The 20018-nt window shown below is 66.0% G+C and carries 22 protein-coding genes; 3 read left to right on the top strand and 19 right to left on the bottom strand.

Annotated elements, in window-relative coordinates:
- Positions 1–6: 6 nt before the first annotated feature.
- The gene (lysS, locus tag BRO63_RS18695) at positions 7–1530 is read left to right on the top strand and encodes a lysine--tRNA ligase (RefSeq protein WP_088141205.1); all 1524 of its coding nucleotides are present in this window, start codon (positions 7–9) and stop codon (positions 1528–1530) included.
- A gap of 15 nt (positions 1531–1545) precedes the next feature.
- Positions 1546–1866 carry a preprotein translocase subunit TatB gene (locus tag BRO63_RS18690; RefSeq protein ID WP_088141203.1) on the top strand — a complete coding sequence of 107 codons (321 nt, stop codon included), beginning with the start codon at positions 1546–1548 and terminating at the stop codon, positions 1864–1866.
- 21 nt (positions 1867–1887) lie between these two features.
- Here BRO63_RS18690 and BRO63_RS18685 read toward each other — a convergent pair whose 3' ends face one another.
- The 8 genes from BRO63_RS18685 to BRO63_RS18650 are packed head-to-tail and all read right to left on the bottom strand — an operon-like array spanning position 1888 to position 10350.
- The gene (locus tag BRO63_RS18685) at positions 1888–2523 is read right to left on the bottom strand and encodes a TetR/AcrR family transcriptional regulator (RefSeq protein WP_088141202.1); all 636 of its coding nucleotides are present in this window, start codon (positions 2521–2523) and stop codon (positions 1888–1890) included.
- Between the two features lie 6 nt (positions 2524–2529).
- The gene (locus BRO63_RS18680; protein ID WP_088141201.1) at positions 2530–3684 is read right to left on the bottom strand and encodes a thiolase family protein; all 1155 of its coding nucleotides are present in this window, start codon (positions 3682–3684) and stop codon (positions 2530–2532) included.
- Positions 3681–5540 carry an AMP-dependent synthetase/ligase gene (locus tag BRO63_RS18675; protein WP_088141200.1) on the bottom strand — a complete coding sequence of 620 codons (1860 nt, stop codon included), beginning with the start codon at positions 5538–5540 and terminating at the stop codon, positions 3681–3683. The genes BRO63_RS18680 and BRO63_RS18675 overlap by 4 nt, the downstream gene beginning before the upstream one ends.
- Complete coding sequence (locus tag BRO63_RS18670) at positions 5537–6331, bottom strand: ABC transporter ATP-binding protein (RefSeq protein ID WP_179215153.1); 795 nt, start codon at positions 6329–6331, stop codon at positions 5537–5539. Before BRO63_RS18670 ends, BRO63_RS18675 begins: the two co-directional genes overlap by 4 nt.
- A gap of 52 nt (positions 6332–6383) precedes the next feature.
- On the bottom strand, positions 6384–7565 hold the full coding sequence (locus tag BRO63_RS18665) for an ABC transporter substrate-binding protein (RefSeq protein ID WP_054456133.1): 1182 nt from the start codon (positions 7563–7565) through the stop codon (positions 6384–6386).
- A 41-nt stretch (positions 7566–7606) separates the two neighbouring features.
- Complete coding sequence (locus BRO63_RS18660) at positions 7607–8644, bottom strand: branched-chain amino acid ABC transporter permease (RefSeq protein WP_088141198.1); 1038 nt, start codon at positions 8642–8644, stop codon at positions 7607–7609.
- Positions 8645–8647: 3 nt separating this feature from the next.
- Complete coding sequence (locus BRO63_RS18655) at positions 8648–9526, bottom strand: branched-chain amino acid ABC transporter permease (RefSeq protein ID WP_088141197.1); 879 nt, start codon at positions 9524–9526, stop codon at positions 8648–8650.
- Positions 9526–10350, bottom strand: a complete 825-nt coding sequence (locus tag BRO63_RS18650) for an ABC transporter ATP-binding protein (protein ID WP_179215144.1) — start codon at positions 10348–10350, stop codon at positions 9526–9528. Before BRO63_RS18650 ends, BRO63_RS18655 begins: the two co-directional genes overlap by 1 nt.
- Before the next feature lie 232 nt (positions 10351–10582).
- Between BRO63_RS18650 and BRO63_RS18645 the strand changes: the two genes are divergently transcribed.
- Positions 10583–11386, top strand: a complete 804-nt coding sequence (locus tag BRO63_RS18645; RefSeq protein ID WP_088141196.1) for an enoyl-CoA hydratase/isomerase family protein — start codon at positions 10583–10585, stop codon at positions 11384–11386.
- A gap of 3 nt (positions 11387–11389) precedes the next feature.
- On the opposite strand, the gene BRO63_RS18640 is transcribed toward BRO63_RS18645, so the two are convergent.
- The 11 genes from BRO63_RS18640 to BRO63_RS18590 all read right to left on the bottom strand — a co-directional run bounded on the left by BRO63_RS18640 (position 11390) and on the right by BRO63_RS18590 (position 19979).
- Positions 11390–12274 (bottom strand): methylglyoxal synthase, encoded by an 885-nt coding sequence (locus BRO63_RS18640; protein WP_088141195.1) that lies wholly within the window; start codon positions 12272–12274, stop codon positions 11390–11392.
- Between the two features lie 111 nt (positions 12275–12385).
- A complete protein-coding gene (locus tag BRO63_RS18635; protein WP_179215152.1) occupies positions 12386–13480 on the bottom strand; it encodes a PDDEXK nuclease domain-containing protein in 1095 nt (364 codons plus the stop codon).
- Between the two features lie 274 nt (positions 13481–13754).
- Entirely contained in the window at positions 13755–13949 is a 195-nt protein-coding gene (iscX, locus tag BRO63_RS18630) for a Fe-S cluster assembly protein IscX (protein WP_013394591.1), read from the bottom strand.
- Entirely contained in the window at positions 13949–14290 is a 342-nt protein-coding gene (fdx, locus tag BRO63_RS18625; RefSeq protein WP_013394592.1) for an ISC system 2Fe-2S type ferredoxin, read from the bottom strand. The genes iscX and fdx overlap by 1 nt, the downstream gene beginning before the upstream one ends.
- Positions 14291–14299: 9 nt before the next feature.
- The gene (gene hscA / locus BRO63_RS18620; protein ID WP_088141194.1) at positions 14300–16162 is read right to left on the bottom strand and encodes a Fe-S protein assembly chaperone HscA; all 1863 of its coding nucleotides are present in this window, start codon (positions 16160–16162) and stop codon (positions 14300–14302) included.
- A gap of 72 nt (positions 16163–16234) precedes the next feature.
- The gene (hscB, locus tag BRO63_RS18615; protein ID WP_088141193.1) at positions 16235–16747 is read right to left on the bottom strand and encodes a Fe-S protein assembly co-chaperone HscB; all 513 of its coding nucleotides are present in this window, start codon (positions 16745–16747) and stop codon (positions 16235–16237) included.
- 3 nt (positions 16748–16750) lie between these two features.
- Positions 16751–17074, bottom strand: a complete 324-nt coding sequence (iscA, locus tag BRO63_RS18610; protein WP_013394595.1) for an iron-sulfur cluster assembly protein IscA — start codon at positions 17072–17074, stop codon at positions 16751–16753.
- Positions 17075–17076: 2 nt separating this feature from the next.
- Positions 17077–17484, bottom strand: a complete 408-nt coding sequence (gene iscU, locus BRO63_RS18605; RefSeq protein ID WP_054456111.1) for a Fe-S cluster assembly scaffold IscU — start codon at positions 17482–17484, stop codon at positions 17077–17079.
- Positions 17485–17517: 33 nt separating this feature from the next.
- Positions 17518–18729 carry an IscS subfamily cysteine desulfurase gene (locus BRO63_RS18600; protein WP_088141192.1) on the bottom strand — a complete coding sequence of 404 codons (1212 nt, stop codon included), beginning with the start codon at positions 18727–18729 and terminating at the stop codon, positions 17518–17520.
- Positions 18730–18750: 21 nt separating this feature from the next.
- Positions 18751–19293, bottom strand: a complete 543-nt coding sequence (iscR, locus tag BRO63_RS18595; RefSeq protein ID WP_088141191.1) for a Fe-S cluster assembly transcriptional regulator IscR — start codon at positions 19291–19293, stop codon at positions 18751–18753.
- Positions 19294–19487: 194 nt separating this feature from the next.
- Positions 19488–19979, bottom strand: coding sequence for a low molecular weight protein-tyrosine-phosphatase (locus BRO63_RS18590; protein WP_006386176.1), 492 nt, complete (start codon positions 19977–19979; stop codon positions 19488–19490).
- Positions 19980–20018: the final 39 nt, after the last annotated feature.

The raw sequence follows: 20018 nt of genomic DNA, 5'->3' as shown, positions 1-20018 counted from the left end.
CCGACCATGACCGACCACACGACCGCTCCGGCTCCCGCCCAGGATGAAAACCGCTTGATCGCCGAACGGCGCGCCAAGCTGGCCAAACTGCGCGAAACCGGGGTCGCGTACCCCAACGATTTCGTTCCCGACGCCCGCGCCGCCGCCCTGCATGACAAGTACGACGGCCAGGAGCAGGAAGCCCTGGCCGCCAACCCCGTCACCGTCAAGGTCGCCGGCCGCATGATGCTCAAGCGCGTCATGGGCAAGGCCAGCTTCGCCACGCTGCAGGACAGCACCGGCCGCATCCAGATCTACCTGGACCGCGGCACGCTGGGCGAAGACAGCTACGCCGCGTTCAAGCAATGGGACATCGGCGACATCATCGCGATCGAAGGGTCGGTCTTCAAGACCAACAAGGGCGAGCTGTCGGTGCACGCCGCCAGCGCGCGCCTGCTGTCCAAGTCGCTGCGCCCGCTGCCGGACAAGTTCCACGGCGTGGCCGACCAGGAACTGCGCTACCGCCAGCGCTACGTCGACCTCATCATGACGGACGCCACGCGCCGCACGTTCGAGGCGCGCAGCAAGGCCGTGGGCAGCATCCGCCAGTTCATGCTCAACGCGGGCTTTCTCGAAGTGGAAACCCCCATGCTGCACCCGATCCCGGGCGGCGCGGCGGCCAAGCCCTTCGTCACGCACCACAATGCGCTGGACATGGAAATGTACCTACGCATCGCGCCCGAGCTCTACCTCAAGCGCCTGATCGTCGGCGGCTTCGAACGCGTCTTCGAAGTCAACCGCAACTTCCGCAACGAGGGCGTGAGCCCGCGCCACAACCCTGAATTCACCATGATGGAGTTCTATGCGGCCTTTGCGGAATACCGCTGGCTCATGGACTTCACGGAAGAACTGATCCGCCAGGCCGCCATCTCGGCCACCGGCAGCGCGGTGCTGACCTACGGCGAACGCGAGCTGGACCTGTCCAAGCCGTTCGACCGCCTGACCATCTGCGAAGCCATCCTCAAGTACGCCCCCGGCTACACCCAGGCGCAGCTGGACGACGCGGCCTTCGTGCGCGCGGAACTCAAGAAGCTGGGCGCCGACGCCGACGGCCCGGTGCTGTCGCGCGCCGGCCTGGGCGCGTTGCAGCTCGCGCTGTTCGAAGAAACCGCCGAAGCCAAGCTCTGGAACCCCACCTACATCATCGACTACCCGGTGGAAGTCTCGCCGCTGGCGCGCGCCTCCGATACCCGCGAGGGCATTACCGAGCGCTTCGAGCTCTTCATGACGGGCCGCGAGATCGCCAACGGCTTCTCGGAGCTGAACGACCCCGAAGACCAGGCCGAGCGCTTCCGCTCGCAGGTCGAAGCCAAGGACGCGGGCGACGAGGAAGCCATGTTCTACGACGCGGACTACATCCGCGCCCTGGAATACGGCATGCCTCCGACGGGCGGCTGCGGCATCGGCATCGACCGCCTGGTCATGCTGCTGACCGACAGCCCCAGCATCCGCGACGTCATCCTCTTCCCGCACCTGCGCCGTGAAGACTAAACGGCGGCTGGCATCATGATCTTCAAGATCCTGATGCTGCTGCTGGTCGTGGCGGGGCTGATCTACTGGATCAAACAGCCCCGCGGCGTCCAGCCCTCCTCCCCGTATCCGGCGGCGCGGCCGCGCCGGCCGGTGTTCATCGCGCTGTGCATCGCTGCGGCGATCTCGGTGGCAGCCTCCCTGATGACCTTCCTGCTGTGGGCCGGCGGTGTCGCGGGCGGTGTCACCGGCGGCGGCTATCATGGCCAAGTGGATTTTCTGCTGCCCGTGGCGGGCACTCTGCTGGCGTTGGCCGTCGCCTGCGCCGTGGGCGCGTTCATCAAGCGCCGGGGCTGAGCGCCCGGCCTTGCGGCCCACCTACTCCGGCCACCTGCCCGCGCCCGTCGGCAGTGAAGGCAGCGACGCCTGCAACATCGCATCGATGAACTCAGCGGGCCGCAAGCGGCCGTCCGGCTTGTACCACTGCACGGTCAGGTTCATGGCGCCCAGCACGCAGCGCTTGATGACGCGGGCGTCGCCCTGCAGCAATCCCGCCGCCACGGCAGCCGCCACCGCGTCCTGCCACATCTCCTCGTAGCGGTCGCTCAGCGATTTCACGGCCGCGCGGCTGGGCACGGACAGGCTGCGCCATTCGTAGACCAGCGCGTTCATGGCGTCGCCGCCCGCGCCATGCAGCATGCTCCACATATGCACGCGGAACAGCGCGGCCAGCCGGTCCGCCGGCGCCCGGTAGCGCGCCAGCGCGCGTTCGCCGTCGTCTATCACTTCCTGGATGCCGTTGTTCATGACCGCCACCAGGATCTCTTCCTTGCTGCGGAAATGATGGAACAGGCTGCCGGACTGCAAGCCCACCGCGCGCGCCAGCTCGCGCACGGTGGTGCGTTCATAGCCGTGCTTGCAGAACAGCTGCCCGGCCGTCAGGATCACCTCGCGCCGGCGTTCGGATTCCGAACCTTCGTCACGCGCCTGGGGGGCTTCCCGGATTTTCTGCATGTCCGGTCACAGTCTCTGGATGATGGTCGCCGTGGCCATGCCGTGGCCGATGCACATCAGCTGCATGCCCAGCTCGCCTTCGGTCGCTTCCAGCCCCGTCAACATCTTGGCCATCAGCCCGGCTCCCGTGGCCCCCAAGGGGTGCCCATGCGCAATCGCTCCGCCCCAGGGATTGACGCGCGACAGGTTGGCGCCCAGTTCGCGCTGCCAGGCCAGCACCACGCTGGCGAAGGCCTCGTTGATCTCGATCCAGTCTATGTCGTCAAGGCTCAGGCCCGCGCGCGCCAGCGCCTGCCGCGCCGCCGGGATCACGCCCGTCAATTGCAGCACCGGGTCCGATCCCACCGCCACCCGGGCCAGGAAACGCGCGCGGGGCCGCAAGCCATCGGCCAGCGCCGTATCTCGGTCGGCCAACAGCACCGCGGACGCGCCGTCCGCCAGCTGGCTGGCATTGGCGGCCGTGACGCCGCCCTGGCCAGGCGGCCGCAGCGCGGGCGCCATGGCCGCCATGCGGGCGGGGTCCGTCTTCTCGCGTATGCCTTCGTCGCGCCCGGCATCCGCCCGCGGCCCTGGAAGCAGCTCGGCGTGGCGGCCGGCCTGCGCGGCGTTCCAGGCGCGCGCATGGCTTTCGCGGGCCCATTCGTCCATCTCGGCCTGGGACAGCTGCCAGCGCTCCGCAATCCTTTCCGCGCTCTCGATCTGATGGATCAAGGGATAGCGTTCCAAGAGAGCGGGGTTCAAGCCTTCGAAGCCGCGGAACTCGCCCTGGCCCAGCGTCACGTCCAGGAACATCGGCACCCGGCTCATGCTTTCCACGCCGCCCGCGACCACGTAGCGCATGTCGCCCGCGGCAATGGCTTGCGCGCCGAAATGCACCGCCTGCTGGCTGGATCCGCACATGCGGTTCAGGGCCACGCCCGGCACGCTCTCGGGCAGGCCCGCCAGCATGGCGGCCAGCCTGCCGATGTTGGCGCCCTGCTCGCCCGCCTGGCTGACGCAGCCCGCGACCAGATCCTCGACCTGGCCGCCGGGCAGCCCGGCCCGCGCCAGCAGGCCGCGCACCGTCTCGGCCAGCAGCGCGTCCGGCCGCGTATCCGCCCACCATCCGCCGCGCCGCCCGAAAGGGGTGCGCACGGCCTCCACGATCACGGCTTCGTTCATGCCGTCGTCTCCTCTACGTAGAGCGCTTCGATCTCGTCCGCGTAGCTGCGGTAGATGCTGGCGCGCCTGACCTTCATGGTCGCGGTCACTTCACCGTCGTCATGGTCCAGCTCCTTTGTCAGCAGATGGAAGCGCTTGATCTGCGCCACCGGCGCCAGGCCCGCGTTGGCGCGCGCGACCTCTTGCTGCACCAGTTCGCGCACCTGCGCGCATTCGGCCAGGGAGCGGAAATGCGTGAAGGCGATGCGGCGCGACTCGGCCCACTTGCCCACCGTGTCGAACTCCAGCTGGATCAGCGCCGACACGTACTTCCTGCCGTCCGCGATCACGATGCATTCCTTGACGTAGGGACTGCCCTTGACCGCGTTCTCGATCTCGGAAGGCGTCAGGTTCTTGCCGCCCGCCGTGATCATGATATCCTTCAGGCGGTCCACGATGCGCACGCGCCCCGCCTCTTCCGCCACCACGTCGCCCGTGTACAGCCAGCCGTCGCGCACGGTGCTGGCGGTGGCTTCCGGGTTCTTGTAATAGCCCTGGAACACCATGTCGCCGCGCACCAGCAGTTCGCCGGCCTCGCCCATGCGCCATTCCACGCCCAGGATGGGTTCACCTACCGTGCCCACCTTCACGCGGTCCGGATGCTGCCCGAAGATCATGCCGGCGGACTCCGTCAGCCCATAGACCTCGATCAGCGGCACGCCCAGCGTGCGGAAGTAGCGCACCACGTCCGGCGAGATCGGCGCCGCGCCCGTCATGGCCACGCGCACCCGCCGCAGCCCGATGAAGTTCTGCAAGGCGCGCAGCACCAGCCAGTACCACAGCCAGCGGGTCCAGCGCTCGCGCAGCGTGTACTGCGCGGGGGACTTCTCCAGGAACGGCGTGCAGGCGGCCAGCGCGCGTCCGTATAGCCATTGCTGCAAACGCCCGGCTTCCTGCATCTTGATCGAAATGGCGGCGTGCAGCTTTTCCCAGATGCGCGGCACGCCCAGGAAGATCGTCGGCGCGACTTCGCGCAGGTCTTCCTGCACCGTGCGTATCGATTCGCCGAAATTCACCTGCGCGCCCAGGTAGATGGGCACGAAGGTGGACAGCATCTGTTCGGCCACGTGGCACAGCGGCAGGTAGGACAGGTGCACGCTGTTGCCGTCCATGGCCAGGCGGTCGGCGATGCCCGGCGCCACGCCGCGCATATTGCCGTAGCTCAGCATCGCGCCCTTGGGCTTGCCGGTGGAGCCGGAGGTATAGATCATGAGGCCGGTGTCATCCAGCCGCTGGCCGTCCAGCGCCGTGTTCAACGCGGCGAGTTCGGCCGCCTCGCGCCGCGCGCCCTCGGCCTCGACCTCGGCATAGGTCACGATGCGCTCGCGCTCGGCGGGCGCATAGGAGCGCAGGCCCTTGGTCTCCATCATGACGATGCGGCGCAGTAGCGGCAGCCGGTCCGCCACCTGCAGCACCTTGTCGGTCTGCTCCTGGTCCTCGCACACCACCAGTTCCACGTCCGCGTGTTCCAGCACGTAGCCCATTTCCTCGGCCGGACTGGTGGAGTACACGCCCACCGCCACCGCGCCGACCGCGCCCGCGCCCATCTGGGTCAGCAGCCATTCCACGCGGTTCTCGGAGACGATGGCGACCCGGCCGCCCGCGCTCAGGCCCAGGGCGCGCAGGCCCAGTCCCACGCGGCAGGCGCGGCTCCAGTATTCCGCCCAGCCCATGGGTTTCCAGATGCCGAAGTCCTTCTGGCGGATGGCGATGGCCGCAGGCTGGCGGCGGGCCTGCTCGCGCAGCATCTGCGGCAGCGTCAGGGCCGGCCACGCCTGCGTGGATGCGCCGGAGATATCCATGTGCTTGTCCGTCATGACAGCCAGCGCTTGCGGCGCTTGTAGTGCTTGATGTCGCGAAAGCCGCGGGCCTCGCCCGTGCCGCCCACGCCCAGATAGAACTCGCGCACGTCGGGATCCGCCGCCAGCTTTTCGGCGCTGCCGTCGATCACCACCTTGCCGGTCTCCATGATGTAGCCGTAATGCGCCACCGCCAGCGCCACAGAGGCGTTCTGCTCCACCAGCAGCATCGACACCCCCTGTTCGCGGTTGATGCGGGCGATGATGGAAAAGATGTTCTCCACCAGCATCGGCGACAGGCCCAGCGAGGGCTCGTCCAGCAGCATCAGCCTGGGCTGCGCGATCAGCGCGCGGCCGATGGCCAGCATCTGCTGTTCGCCGCCCGACAGATAGCCCGCCAGGCCGCGGCGCCGCTCGAACAGGCGCGGGAAGTAGCCATAGACCAGATCGAAGTCGGCCTTCGCCCCCGGCCTGCCCGTCAGGGCGTAGGTGGCGGCCACCAGGTTTTCCTCGATCGTCAGGTCCTCGAACACCCGGCGCCCTTCCATCACGTGCGCCAAGCCCGCGCGCACCAGGTTCTGCGGCCGGGCGCCCGCGGTGTCGCCGCCGTTGAAGACGATCTGCCCGCGCACCAGCGCGCCGTCCTCCAGGTCCAGCAGGCCGGACACGGCCTTCAGCGTGGTGGACTTGCCGGCGCCGTTGCTGCCCAAGAGCGCCACGATGCTGCCGGCGGGCACCGACAGGGACAAGCCGCGCAGCACCTGCACCGCCTTGTTGTAGACGACTTCGATGTTGTTGATATCGAGCACCGCCGCTGCGGGCGGCGCGGCATGCGCGTCATGTCCAGGGTTCACGGCCGCCTCACTTCAGCACGATCCAGTCGGATGCCGGCACCATCTGCTTCTGCTTCACGTCGGCGCGGTAGATCCGGCCCACCGGGATCGAATTGCCCTTGATGGAAATCGGCACGCCGATCAGGCCGCCCGTGTCGAAATCCTTGATGCCGTCCAGTGCCGCCTTCATATTGGCGCTGGTCAACTCCTTGCCTGCGTCCAGCGTGCGCTTGGCGACCTCGGTGAACAGCATGGCGGCCAGGAAGCCCTGCATGTAGCCCGTGCTCTGGTACTGCGGACGCATCTCGCGGATCTTCTTCAGCATCGGCGCGTCAGCCGCCGTGTCGTAGTAGTAGCGGTACGGCATCACGCCCATGAAGCCTTCGGCGTCCTCGCCCATCTGCATCACGGTGGAGTTGTCCATGGTCCAGAACGTGCCCATGTAGCGCGTCTTCAGGCCCATGCGCTTGCCCTGCCCCACGAACTCGGGAATCGGCGCCAGCACATAGCCATGGAAGATGGTGTAGTCCGGATCGGCGCGGCGCAGCTTGATGACCTCGGTCGACACGTCCACGCTGCCCGGCGGCGTCATGATCTCGGTCGCGACCTTCAGGCCCAGCTTTTCCGCCACCGCGCGCGAGCTGGCGATGGGATCGCGGCCGAACTCCGTGTCCGAATACACGAAAGCCACCTTGGCGCCGGGCTGTTCCTTGGCGATGTAGCGCAGCAGGATGCCGAACATTTCCGTGTAATCGGGCCCCAGCATGAACTGGGCGGGATATTTGGCGGGATCGTTCAGCTCCGTGGCGAAGGACGCGCCGGTCATCAGGATATCGCCCGTGCGGTTCAGCTCGGCATTGATGGTCTTGGAAAAGCCGGTGGAATCGCCGTAGTAGAAATTCACCTTGTTCTGGCTGGTGATCTTCTTGAACGCCGCCACCGACGCGTCCACCTTGTAGGCCGTGTCTTCCGGCACATAGCGCAGCTTGCGCCCCTTCACGCCGCCCTGGTCGTTGACGATCTTCACATAGTCGGTGATGCCAGCATGGATGCCCTGGCCGGCGAAGGCGAACACCCCGCTCAGCGGGATGGAGCCGCCCAGCACCAGGTCCTCGGCCGCCTGCGCGGCGGGCGCCGCCGACAGGGCCGCCGCCAGGCCCAGGGGGGCCAACAACCTCGATAAACCGCTGCCGATCCGGATGCGCTTCATGGTTAGTCTCCTGAGGGTCTTATGGGTGGCCGCCGCCATGGCTAGGTACGGAAAGGCCAGAGGTGGAAGTAGCGGCGCACGCGCCGCCAGATTTCCGCGAGCCCGTGCGGCTCGAAGATCAGAAAGCCCACGATCAGCAGGCCGAAAACAATGGTGCGCACCGGCGAAATCAGGCGCAGCGCGTCGCCGCCCACCGGCAGCCAGCCCACGATCAGCTTGAGCAGTTCCGGCACCATGGTCATGAAGATGGCGCCCAGGATGGATCCCAGGATCGTGCCCATGCCGCCCACGATGATGGCGGCCAGGAAGAAGATCGACATGATCAGCGGGAAACTCTCGGGCGTGACGACCCGGAAGAAGTAGGCCCACATGCCGCCCGCCACGCCGGCGTAGAACGAGGACAGGCCGAACGACAGCAGCTTGTAGCGCAGCAGGCGTATGCCCAGCACCTCGGCCGAGATGTCGCGGTCGCGGATGGCGATGAAGGCGCGGCCGATGCGCGTGCGGAACAGGTTGGCCGCGCCCAGCACCATCAGCGCCGTCACCGGCACGATCAGCCAGTAGATCTTGAACGAGGTATCCAGGTCCACGCCCAGCATCCGCGCCGGCGGCACCTGCAGGCCGGTCGTGCCGCCCGTGAACTGCCAGTTGGCGAAGATGAAATGCGCGATGAACGACGCGGCGATCGTGGCGATGGCCAGGTATAGGCCCTTCACCCGCAATGACGGTATGCCGACCAGCAGGCCGCCCGCCATCGCCACCAGCCCGCCCGCCACCAGATTGAGCAGCACCGGCGTGCCCAGCCGCTGCTCCAGCACCGCGACCGTGTACGCGCCCAATCCCATGAAGGCCGCCTGCCCCAGGCTGACCAGGCCGGTATAGCCCGTGAGGATGTTCAGCCCCGTGGCGCTGGCGACGTTGATGGCCACCAGGCAGGCCAGATACAGCCAATAGGCGTCGGCCACGAAGGGAAACATGATCAGCGATGCGGCCAGCAAGACCAGCCACGCCTTCTGCGTGCGGGTGTCGAACAGCGCTTCGTCCGCAAGATAAGTCTGCTTGGCAGTCGCGATGCGCATGGGTCAGAGCCTCTCGATTTCACGGGTGCCGAACAGGCCGTAGGGCCTCACCATCAGCACCACCACCAGCACGATGAAGGTAGCCAGCAATTTGTATTCGCCGCCCATGTAGGCGCCGGCCCAGGCTTCCAGCAGGCCGATGAATACGCCGCCCACCAGGGCGCCGGCCACGCTGTCCAACCCGCCCACGATCACCACCACCAGCACCGACAGGCCGAACACGCCCATCGACGAGGATATGCCGCCGATCGCGCCCACGATCACGCCCGACACCGCGGCCAGCGCGCCCGCCGCCACCCAGGCCAGCGAAAACACGCGCGGCACATTGATGCCCATGGCGTACGCTGCGCCCTGATCCGAAGCCGTGGCGCGCAGCGCCACCCCGCCGCGCCAGTAGCGGAACACCACCAGCACCAGCAGCGCCAGCACCACCGCCACCCAGAAGCCGTAGAACACCTTGGGCGCGACGAAGGCCTCGCCTATCATCACTGGCGAACGCGGCATGAACTCGGGCAGGCGGCGCTGGTCGGCCGTCCAGATCAGCTCCACCGCGCCCACCAGGATCGACGCCAGGCCCACGGTGATCATGAACACGGAGATCGGCGCCTCCCCCAGCATGGGGCGGATGGTCAGCCGTTCGACCACCGCGCCCAGCGCGCCCGACACCACCACCGCGCCCACGATGGCCAGCCAGATCGGCCATTCCATGCCGGTGGCGAAGGCGTAGAACACATAGGCGCCCAGCATCAGGAATTCGCCGATGGCGATGTTCACCACCCGGGTCGCCTTGTAGACGATGACGAAGGCCAGCGCCGCCAGCGCATAAAGTCCACCGCTGCCCAGCCCGGCCAGCGTGACTTCCAGGAAGAACAGCATGTCCATCAGGCCGCCTCCCGCAGGCGGCGACGCAGATCGCCGACGTCGCCCGCGCCCAGATAGGCCTGGATGACCTGCGGGTCCGCCTGCACCTGCGCCGGCGTGCCGTCGGCGATCACCTGGCCGAAGTTCAGCACCACCACGTGGTCCGACAGGTCCATGACCATGCCCATGTCGTGCTCCACCATCAGCACCGTCACGCCCCATTCGGAGCGCGCATCCAGGATGAAGCGCGCCATGTCGTCGGTCTCTTCGCGGTTCATGCCGGCCACCGGCTCGTCCAGCATCAGCACCTTGGGGTTCATCGCCAGCGCCCGCGCCAGCTCCACGCGCTTCTGCAGGCCATAGGACAGCGCGGCCACAGGCGCGTGGCGGATGTGGTCGATTTCCAGGAAGTCGATGATGCGTTCTTCGATGTCGGCGCGCAGCGCCATTTCTTCGCGGCGCGCGCGGCCCAGATAGAACAAGGCGTCCAGCACGTTGGTGCGCAGATGCGCATGGCGGCCCAGTTTGATGTTGTCCAGCACGGTCATGCCGCGGAACAGCGCGATGTTCTGGAAGCTGCGCGCCAGGCCCAGCCGGGCGCGTTCGGGCGCCGCCACGCGCGTGATGTCGCGGCCCTGGAAGCGGATCTGCCCGGATGCGGGGCGATAGAAGCCGGAAATGGTGTTGAACAGCGAGGTCTTGCCCGCGCCATTGGGGCCGATGACCGTGGTGATGGACCCGGGCGCCACGCGAAAGCCCACGCCCGTAAGCGCCTTGACTCCGCCGAACGCCAGTGTGACCCCATCCACCTCCAGCAAGGGAGTGCTGTCGGACTGATCCACCATTTGTCTCCTCGCCTTTATATGTGCGAAGTTTTTGTCGACGTCGGTCTGGCGAACCCGCGAGGCAGGAGATGCAACGAACCTGTCTTTACCTACGCCAGTACAGCGCCGGAAAATCGTTCTATGCGTTACGCTAAGCGTGCTTAAAAGAAAACCAAGCAAGCGCTCGGTTCAGACCATAGCATCGCGGTTTTTGGATCGACAGCTGGTACTTACCCGATAACGGAGACTCGCCATGCCCCAAGGACACCCCGCCTTCCACACGCTGTTTTTGGAAACCGACGACGCGATCGCGACCGTGACGCTGAACCGCCCCGATGCCCTCAACGCCATCGACGTGGCGATGGCGCAGGACCTGCAACGGGCCGCGCAATGGCTGGAAGCGCGGGATGACATCCGCGCCGTGTTGCTGCGCGCCACCGGCAAGACCTTCTGCGCGGGCGGCGACATCAGCATGTTCACGGGCGAGCCCGCCGTGGTGCGCGCCACCCTGCTGGACCTGTTCACGCCGTTGAACGACTTCATTGCGCGCATTGCCCGCATGGACAAGGTCTGGATTGCGCAGGTCCACGGCATCGCCGCGGGTGCGGGCCTGTCGCTGGTCTTGGCTTGCGACCTGGCCATCGCCGACGCCGACGCCCGCTTCATGACGGCCTATCTCAAGCTTGGAGCGACGCCCGACGCCGGCATGACCCATGGCCTCACGCGGGTGCTGGGCGCCCGCCGCGCGCTGGACCTGCTACTGCGGCACGACGCCTTCTCCGCCAGCGACGCGTTGGCCTGGGACATCGTCACGCGCACCGCCCCTGCCGGAGAACTCGCGCAAGCCGCGCAAGGCTACGCGCTTGAGGTCGCCCGCCACGCGCCGCACGGCATCGCGGGCGCCAAGGACCTGTTGCGCTCGGCCGAACACGCCACGCTGGAAACCCAGTTGGCCGAAGAGACCGCGCGCTTCCTTGACAGCGCCTCGCGCGCGGACTTCGCGGAAGGCGTGCGAGCGTTCCGCGAGAAGCGGACGCCTCGGTTCAAGGGCGAATAGAGCTCAAACGACGCGCTTTTCCACCGCCTGCGCCCAACGCCGCGCCACCGCCGGCGAGGTGGCGCAGGTCGCGGACTCGGTCACCACGCGCACCGCGCGTTCCAGCAGCTGGATGTCGGCCTCGTGCTGGCGGGCCACATGCGGATCTTCGAAGAAGATCACGCGCTGGCATTGGTGTTCCAGCACCAGCTCCGCGATCTGCGCGTCGCCGCCCAGCGGCCCGCTCAGGTAGCGGTGCACCCAGGGCGTGTCCTTGGGCCAGCCGCGCGACCAGGCCAGGTCGTTCAAGCGGCCGCCGGTGGTGCCCGTCGCCACGCGCCGCGCAAACCGCGACAACACGTCGAAATGCTCGCTGGCGAATGCCACCATCTCGTCCTTGAGCGCATCGTGGGCGATCAGCGCCACGGTCTGGCCGGTGAAGTTGAAATGGCGCGAAGCCGAGACATCCGGCGGCAAGCCCGCATGGACGCGTTCGACTTCCATCCATTCGATGGCGCCCGCGAGCGTCGAAATGAACGGACGGCCGTGCGTGATGCACTGGCGCTTGAGCGCCAGCGCTTCCGGAAAAATCGACGATGGGTCGACAGGATCGATCAGGTAGATCGCGCCGTCGAACGGCGCCTGCCCGTCGCGCCCTTCCGTCACCCGGGCCACCAGCTTCATCAGGCCGCCTTCGCGGCCGTAGGGATAGCGGATCAGTCCGCCGTAGCCCTGCAGCATGCCCTCGCGCACGATCGCGTCGTGGGTGCGGCCGACGGTATGCAGCTGCACGCCCAGCTCGCGTATCGTGCCGGAACACGCGCGCAGCCAGGTAAACAGCGCGGCATCGGGAGTTTCGTGGTGCAGCCGGTTGGCGGCCAGGCCAAAGCGCAATTGGGCAGCGGGCATCGGTGGACTCAGGGAGGTAGGGACGACTGTGGAATCCTTGATGATACCGTGGCGGACATGGCGCGCAAGCGCTAGCAGTCCTGCGTGCGCGGCAGGCTGGAACAGCCCCGACTATTCGCGGAGCCCCGAGCGCATGGTTTTGCGAAATTCGAGCATGCGCTGCGTGTTCGCCAACTCCCTTTGCAGCAGCTCGGCGTCCGGCAACAACATCCGATAATTCGCAGCCATGACCTTGCTGGGCAAACCCTCAAGCGCATACCTCGCGAGGGCGTGGCCCTTGTCAGCGCAAAGGATCAAACCCACTGGCGGGTTTTCGTCGGGCAGCGTCCAATGCTCCTTGGCGTAGTTGCAGTACATATGCATCTGCCCCACATCGGCATGGGTCAGAGAGCCGAGCTTCAGATCGACGATAACCAGGCAACGCAACCGCCGATGAAACAACAGCAGGTCGACCCGGTACCAAGTCTGGTCGATGCGCAAGCGGCGCTGCCGCCCGATGAAAGCAAAACCGTCACCAAGTTCGAGCAGAAAATCCTCCAGCCGACGGATCAAGCCCTGTTCCAGATCTGACTCCGAATACTCGTCCTTGAGGTCCAGAAACTCCAGCACATAGGGGTCTTTGATCGCGTCGTCGAGCAAGGCAGCGGTCTCTGGCTTGGTCTTGGCTCCATTCTCCAGCATGGCCGCCCGGTTCCTCGAAAGCGCCGTGCGTTCGTAGAACTGACTACCGATCTGCCGATCAAGCTGGCGCACGCTCCATCCACCTCGCAGCGCCTCTGTCTCGTAGAACTGACGGGCGAGGACGTCCTTGACCGAAAGCAGCCGGACATAACCAGACCAGGGCAATATGAAGACTTGGGCCAGTTGCTCCAAACTCGGTGATCGCGTCTGCTGCGCCTCCGTGGCCAATTCGCCAGACAGCGTCTGGCGAATTGGCCAGGCCAAAAAGAACGAGCGCATCTGCTGCAAATTCTGGCGACTGAACCCACGACCGAATTGTTGCGTGAGATCGCTGGCCAGTCGCTCGATCAACTGCTCGCCATAGCCCGCCCGCCGTTTGCCGCGTTGCTCGACGTTGACGATCCGGCGTCCGATCTCCCAATAGCTGGCAGTCATCAACGCGTTGACGCTGCGCGCTGCATTCAGGCGCGCAGAATACAGCAACTCGACAATGCCCTCATGAACGCCTGTATAAGCGCCGTGCAAAACTGGCGTCTGCCGCCCTGCCGCTTGCTTCTTTCTGGCCACGCTGCCTCCACTGCGAACAGTGATGCACAGCTGCAATCGCCTTGCGTCGTCTTGTGATCGCGTCGGCTGCCGTTGCGGACAGTGTCATCTTTGACAGGAAGATAGCGCCTGAATATCGTCCCGCCCACCGCATTGTGAGCTTTATGTCCCATATCAAAGCGGCGTCGCGCCAACGGAATGGCGGAACCAGAATAAAAAACGCTCCCCGCAGGGAGCGTTTTCGACTCAGAGATCAATCCGCTTCATCAATCCAGGCCATCTGGATAGCTTCCAGGATCTTCTCGCCGCAATGGGCGGGGTCGTCGTTGAAACCGGGCAAGGCCAGGACCCACTCGCGCAGCTGCACGAAGCGCAGCGTCTTGGGATCCTCGTCAGGGTGCGCGTCGAGCAGCGCCTCGGCGATCTGGTAGGTGTCGGTCCACTTCATCAATGGCCCTCTTTGGCGTGGTTGATGGTGTACTTGGGAATCTCGACCGTCAGGTCGGCGTCGGTCACCAGCGCCTGGCAGGACAGGCGCGAGGTCGGGGTCAGGCCCCAGGCCTTGTCCAGCAGATCCTCTTCGTCGTCGGTGGCGTCTTCCAGCGAAGAATAGCCCTGCTTGACCACCACGTGACAGGTCGTGCACGCGCACGACAGTTCGCAGGCGTGTTCGATGTCGATGTGGTTGTCCAGCAGCACGCGGCAGATCGACACGCCCTTGGGCGCGTCTTCGATCACGGCGCCTTCCGGGCAGTAGTCGGGATGAGGCAGTACAGTCAGTTTCGGCATAGCGTGTTATCAGGCAATCTCATCAAGTTTGCGGCCCGCCAGCGCGGCGCGGATGCTGCGGTCCATGCGGCGCGCGGCGAAGTCATCGGTCGCGGCCGACAGGGCCTGGACCGCATCCTTCACCGTGTCCACGTCCTGGGCATCCTGGGCGGCGATGGCAGCCTGCAGGCATTCGTCCACGCGCTTGCGTTCCTCGGCGTCCAGCAGGTCGCCATCGACGGCCAGCGCGGCCTGCACCGACTCGACCAGTTGGCGCGCGTCCACCTGTTGCTCGCGCAGCATGCGGGCGCGGGCATCGGTATCGGCTTGCGCCACGCTGTCGGCCAGCATCTGCGCGATTTCATCGTCGGAGAGGCCATAGGACGGCTTGACCGACACCATGGCCTCGACGCCCTTGCTCTGCTCGCGCGCGGTCACGCTCAGCAGCCCGTCGGCGTCCACCTGGAAGGTCACGCGGATGCGCGCGGCGCCCGCCACCATGGGCGGAATGCCACGCAGCTCGAAGCGGGCCAGCGAGCGCGAATCGGCAACCAGGTCGCGTTCACCCTGCACCACGTGGATGCTCATGGCCGTCTGGCCATCCTTGAAGGTCGTGAATTCCTGCGCGCGCGCCACGGGGATGGTGCTATTGCGCGGGATGATGCGCTCCACCAGGCCGCCCATGGTTTCCAAGCCCAGCGACAACGGGATCACATCCAGCAGCAGCCAGTCCTCGCCGGGAGCGCGGTTGCCCGCCAGCAGATTGGCCTGCAAGGCGGCGCCCAGCGCCACCACCTGGTCGGGATCCAGGTCCGTCAGCGGCTGCGTGCCGAACAGCTTGCCCACGGCCGCGCGCACGACCGGCATGCGCGTGGCGCCGCCGACCATCACCACGCCGCGCACGTCGGCCGCCGTCAGCGAGGCGTCGCGCAAGGCGCGCCGCGCGCAGTCCAGCGTGCGCACGATCAGGGGCTGCGCCAGCGCTTCGAATGCCGCCCGCGTCAGGCTCGTGTCCACGGTCCTGCCATCGGACAATTCCAGCGTCAGGCTGGCTGCGTCGGCGTCCGACAAGGCTTCGCGCGCAGCGCGTGCGGCCATCAGCAGGCGGCGGCGATCCGCCGGCGCGAACTCGCCGGCGGCAAGCCCGGCCACCACATGATCGACGATCAAGGCATCGAAGTCGTCGCCGCCCAGCGCGGTATCGCCACCGGTGGCAATGACTTCGAACACGCCCTGCGTCAGGCGCAAGATGGAAATATCGAAAGTGCCGCCGCCTAGGTCATACACGGCGTACACGCCTTCGGCGGCATTATCCAGGCCGTAGGCGATGGCCGCGGCCGTGGGTTCATTCAGCAGACGCAACACGTTCAGGCCGGCCAGGCGGGCGGCGTCGCGCGTGGCCTGGCGTTGCGCGTCATCAAAATAAGCGGGCACCGTGATGACGGCGCCGACCAGATCGTCGCCCAGCACGTCTTCGGCGCGCTGGCGCAGGACCGCAAGGATCTGCGCCGATACTTCGACCGGGCTCAGGTCGCCCTGGACGGTGCGGATGCGCACCATGCCGGGCGCGTCCACGAATTCATATGGCGCGCGGCTGGCGCGCGCCTCTTCGAGCGAACGGCCCATGAAACGCTTGACCGAAACAACGGTGTTCAGCGGATCCTCGGCCTGCTGCGCGAGCGGCTCGCGGCCAGTGGTGACCTTGCCGCCCGCGAAATAGCGCACGGCGGAAGGCAGCAAGGCGTGGCCCTGCGCATCGGTCAGCACTTCGGCGACGCTGCTGCGCACCGCCGCGACCAGGGAATTGGTGGTGCCCAGGTCGATCCCGACCGCCAGCTTGCGCTGGTGCGGCGCGGGCGATTCGCCAGGCTCTGATATCTGCAATAAGGCCATGATTCTGCTTTTATGGTCAGTAGGCGGCGCTGTGCCGGCGCCCGTCTGGCGGACGCCGCGGCGCGGCCTGGGCTATGCGGCGGGCTGGGCCTGCGCCAGTTCTTCCGCCAGCTTCTCCACGAACATCCATTCCCGCACCTTGAGCCCGGCCGCCGCGTAATCGCGGTCCTGGTCCAGCAGGCGGGCCAGCGTGGCGCGCATGGCGGCGCGCGCCTGCTCCAACTCGGCCTGCAAGGCCGCCAGGGCGCGGGCATCGTCGCGCGCGTCGTCCAGCATCTCGCGCCAGGTCATCTGCTGCATCAGGAACTCGGGGTCCATGGCCGTGTTGCTCTCGGTCTGCAGATCCACGCCAGCCTGCTCGCACAGGTAACGCGCCCGCAACAAGGGATCGCGCAACAGGCGGTAGGCCTCGTTGGCGCGAGCCGCCCACTGCATGGCCACGCGGCGTTCCGCGGGGCTGGCCGTGGCGTAGCGGTCGGGATGGACCTGCGCGGCGACGGCGCGCCACGCGGACTCAAGCGCCTGGGCGTCCAGATCGAAGCGCGCCGGCAAGCCAAACAGGCTGAAGTGATCGTCTCCAGCCAAGACTTACACCGTGAACGACTCGCCGCAGCCGCAGGTCGCCTTTTCGTTGGGGTTGCGGAACTTGAAGCCTTCATTCAGGCCTTCGCGGGCGTAGTCGAGTTCGGTGCCGTCCAGGTACGACAGGCTTTTCGGGTCGATGAAGACCTTCACGCCGAAGCTTTCGAACACCACGTCTTCCGGCGCCACGTCGTCCACGTACTCGAGCTTGTAGGCCATGCCGGAGCAGCCCGTGGTCCTAACGCCGAGCCGCAAGCCGATACCCTTTCCGCGCTTCTGCAAGTAGCGGCCGATATGGGTGGCAGCCTGTTGGGTCAGGGTAACGGACATGTTCAGCCCGCCACGGCAGCTTCGGCCGGGGCCGAATGCTTTTCTTTGTAGTTCTGCACCGCGGCCTTGATCGCGTCTTCGGCCAGGATGGAACAGTGCACCTTCACGGGCGGCAGGGCCAGTTCTTCGGCGATCTGCGTGTTGCGGATGTTCATCGCTTCGTCCAGCGTCTTGCCCTTGACCCATTCGGTCACGAGCGAGCTGGAAGCGATGGCCGAACCGCAGCCGTAGGTCTTGAAGCGCGCGTCTTCGATCACGCCGGCTTCGTTCACCTTGATCTGCAGCTTCATCACGTCGCCACAGGCGGGCGCGCCGACCATGCCGGTGCCGACCGACTCGTCCGACTTGTCGAACGAACCGACGTTGCGCGGGTTTTCGTAGTGATCCAGGACTTTGGTGCTGTAAGACATGTTAATTCTCCACGAATTTCTAGGCGCGGGCGCTTAGTGCGCAGCCCACTGCACGGTGTTCAAGTCGATGCCTTCCTTGGCCATTTCCCACAGCGGCGACATATCGCGCAGCTTGCCGACGCGGCTCTTGAGCAACTCGATGGCGTAGTCCACTTCCTTTTCGGTCGTGAAACGGCCCAGCGTGAAGCGGATCGAGCTGTGCGCCAGTTCGTCGTTGCGGCCCAGGGCGCGCAACACGTAGGACGGTTCCAGGCTGGCCGAGGTGCAGGCCGAGCCGCTGGAGACGGCAAGTTCCTTGATCGCCATGATCAGGGACTCGCCTTCGACATAGTTGAAGCTGACATTCAGGTTGTGCGGGACGCGCTGGTCCATGTCGCCGTTGAGGTAGACCTCTTCGATCTGCGACAGGCCGGCCCACAGGCGGTCGCGCAGCATCCGGATGCGCTCGTTCTCGGTGCCCATTTCCTCGCGGGCCAGGCGGAAGGCTTCGCCCATGCCGACGATCTGGTGCGTGGCCAGCGTGCCCGAGCGGAAACCGCGCTCATGGCCGCCGCCGTGCATCTGCGCTTCGATGCGGATGCGCGGCTTGCGGCGCACGTACAGCGCGCCGATGCCCTTGGGGCCGTAGGTCTTGTGGGCGGAGAACGACATCAGGTCGACCTTCAGCTTTTGCAGGTCGATTTCCACCTTGCCGGTCGCCTGGGCGGCGTCCACGTGGAAGATGATGCCCTTTTCGCGGCAGATCTCGCCCAGCGTGGCCACGTCCTGGATCACGCCGATTTCGTTGTTCACCATCATCACCGACGCCAGCACGGTATCGGGGCGCAGCGCGGCCTTGAAGGTGTCCAGGTCGATCAGGCCGTTGTCCTTGACGTCGAGGTAGGTCACTTCGAAGCCCTGGCGCTCGAGTTCGCGACAGGTGTCCAGCACGGCCTTGTGTTCGGTCTTGACGGTGACGATGTGCTTGCCGCGTTCCTGGTAGAAGTTGGCGGCGCCCTTGATCGCCAGGTTGTTGGATTCGGTGGCGCCGGAGGTCCAGACGATTTCGCGCGGATCGGCGTTCACCAGCTTGGCGACTTCTTCGCGGGCGCGCTCGACGGCTTCTTCGGACTCCCAGCCAAACGCGTGGCTGCGGGACGCCGGATTGCCGAAGTTTTCGTACAGCCAGGGCACCATCTTGTCCACGACGCGGGGATCGACGGGCGTCGTGGCGGAATAATCCAGATAGATCGGACGGGTGGTCATTTCTACAACTCCTGATACTGCTTATACGGTGGCGTTGGCAGCGACGGTCGCGGCCGGGGCGTTGGCGGCGTTTGCGGCGCCCCCCACCCGATCCACGCGTACCGCGCAAGCCTGCGCTTGATTGTTGGCTTCCTGCAATTGGCGCACGCGCTGCTGATCGACCAGATCTTGCAGGGACACCGAATCCAGGTAATCCACCATCTTGCGATTCAACGTAGCCCAGAGCTCATGCGTCATGCACTTGCCCGGCTTGCCGTCGTTGCCGCTCGTACAGTCCCGCTTGCCGCCGCAGCTGGTGGCGTCCAGGGGTTCGTCGACGGCGAAGATGATATCGGCAACGGTAACGTTACGGGCCAGACGCGCGAGCGAATAGCCGCCGCCGGGACCGCGCACGCTGTCCACGAGTTCGTGGCGACGCAATTTCCCGAACAGCTGTTCCAGGTAGGACAGCGAGATATTCTGACGCTGGCTGATGGCCGCAAGAGTGACCGGACCGCTATGCTGCCGCATAGCCAGATCGATCATGGCAGTCACGGCGAAACGCCCCTTGGTAGTTAGCCGCATGGTAGGTTCCCTGTGATTCGGCAATGGCCGCAGGCGAATCCAGCGGTCAATACCCGAGTAATTGGCTCAAGTATAGCCTATTCCCGACTAATTTGGTATGGCTCCTGGCTAGAAAAAACCGCGCATTCGCGCGGTTTTTCACTGCCAAGCACCTCCGAGAACCGCCCGGCGGGCAGCCCTGCGGAAAAAGCGGATCACGCCGCCTGGTACTGGGTCGCGCGCTTGCGCACCAGCTCAAGCACACCCTGACAGGCGTCTTCCAGGTAGTCCAGGACCTTGCCGAAACCGTCGGCGCCGCCATAGTACGGATCGGGCACGGTGGCCTCTTCGAACTCGTTGGCAAAGCGCATCAGCAGCATCAGCTTGTGCTGGTAGGCCTTGGGGCACTGCTGCTGCATGGCGGACAGATTGTCCCAGTCCATGGCGAGGATCAGGTCGAAATCGCGGAAATCTTCCGCGGTAACCTGACGCGCTTCGCAGTGCGTGATCTCGTAGCCGCGCTTGCGCGCTGCGGCCTGCGCCCGGGCATCAGGCGCCTCGCCGATGTGAAACGCGTGCGTGCCCGCGGAGTCGATGCGAACCACATCGCCCAAACCCGCGTCGTTCACCAAATGGCGAAACACGCCCTCTGCGCTCGGCGAGCGACAGATATTGCCCATGCAAACGAAAAGTACCTTGGTCATCATGGAAGTAAGTGTGCGGGAAAACCCGAGATAAGGCAAGCT

The organism is Achromobacter xylosoxidans (genome assembly GCF_002192695.1).
Lineage (GTDB): Bacteria > Pseudomonadota > Gammaproteobacteria > Burkholderiales > Burkholderiaceae_B > Achromobacter > Achromobacter xylosoxidans_C.
Note: the sequence above shows the minus strand (reverse complement) of the source record. Positions and strands in the feature narration are given on the sequence as shown.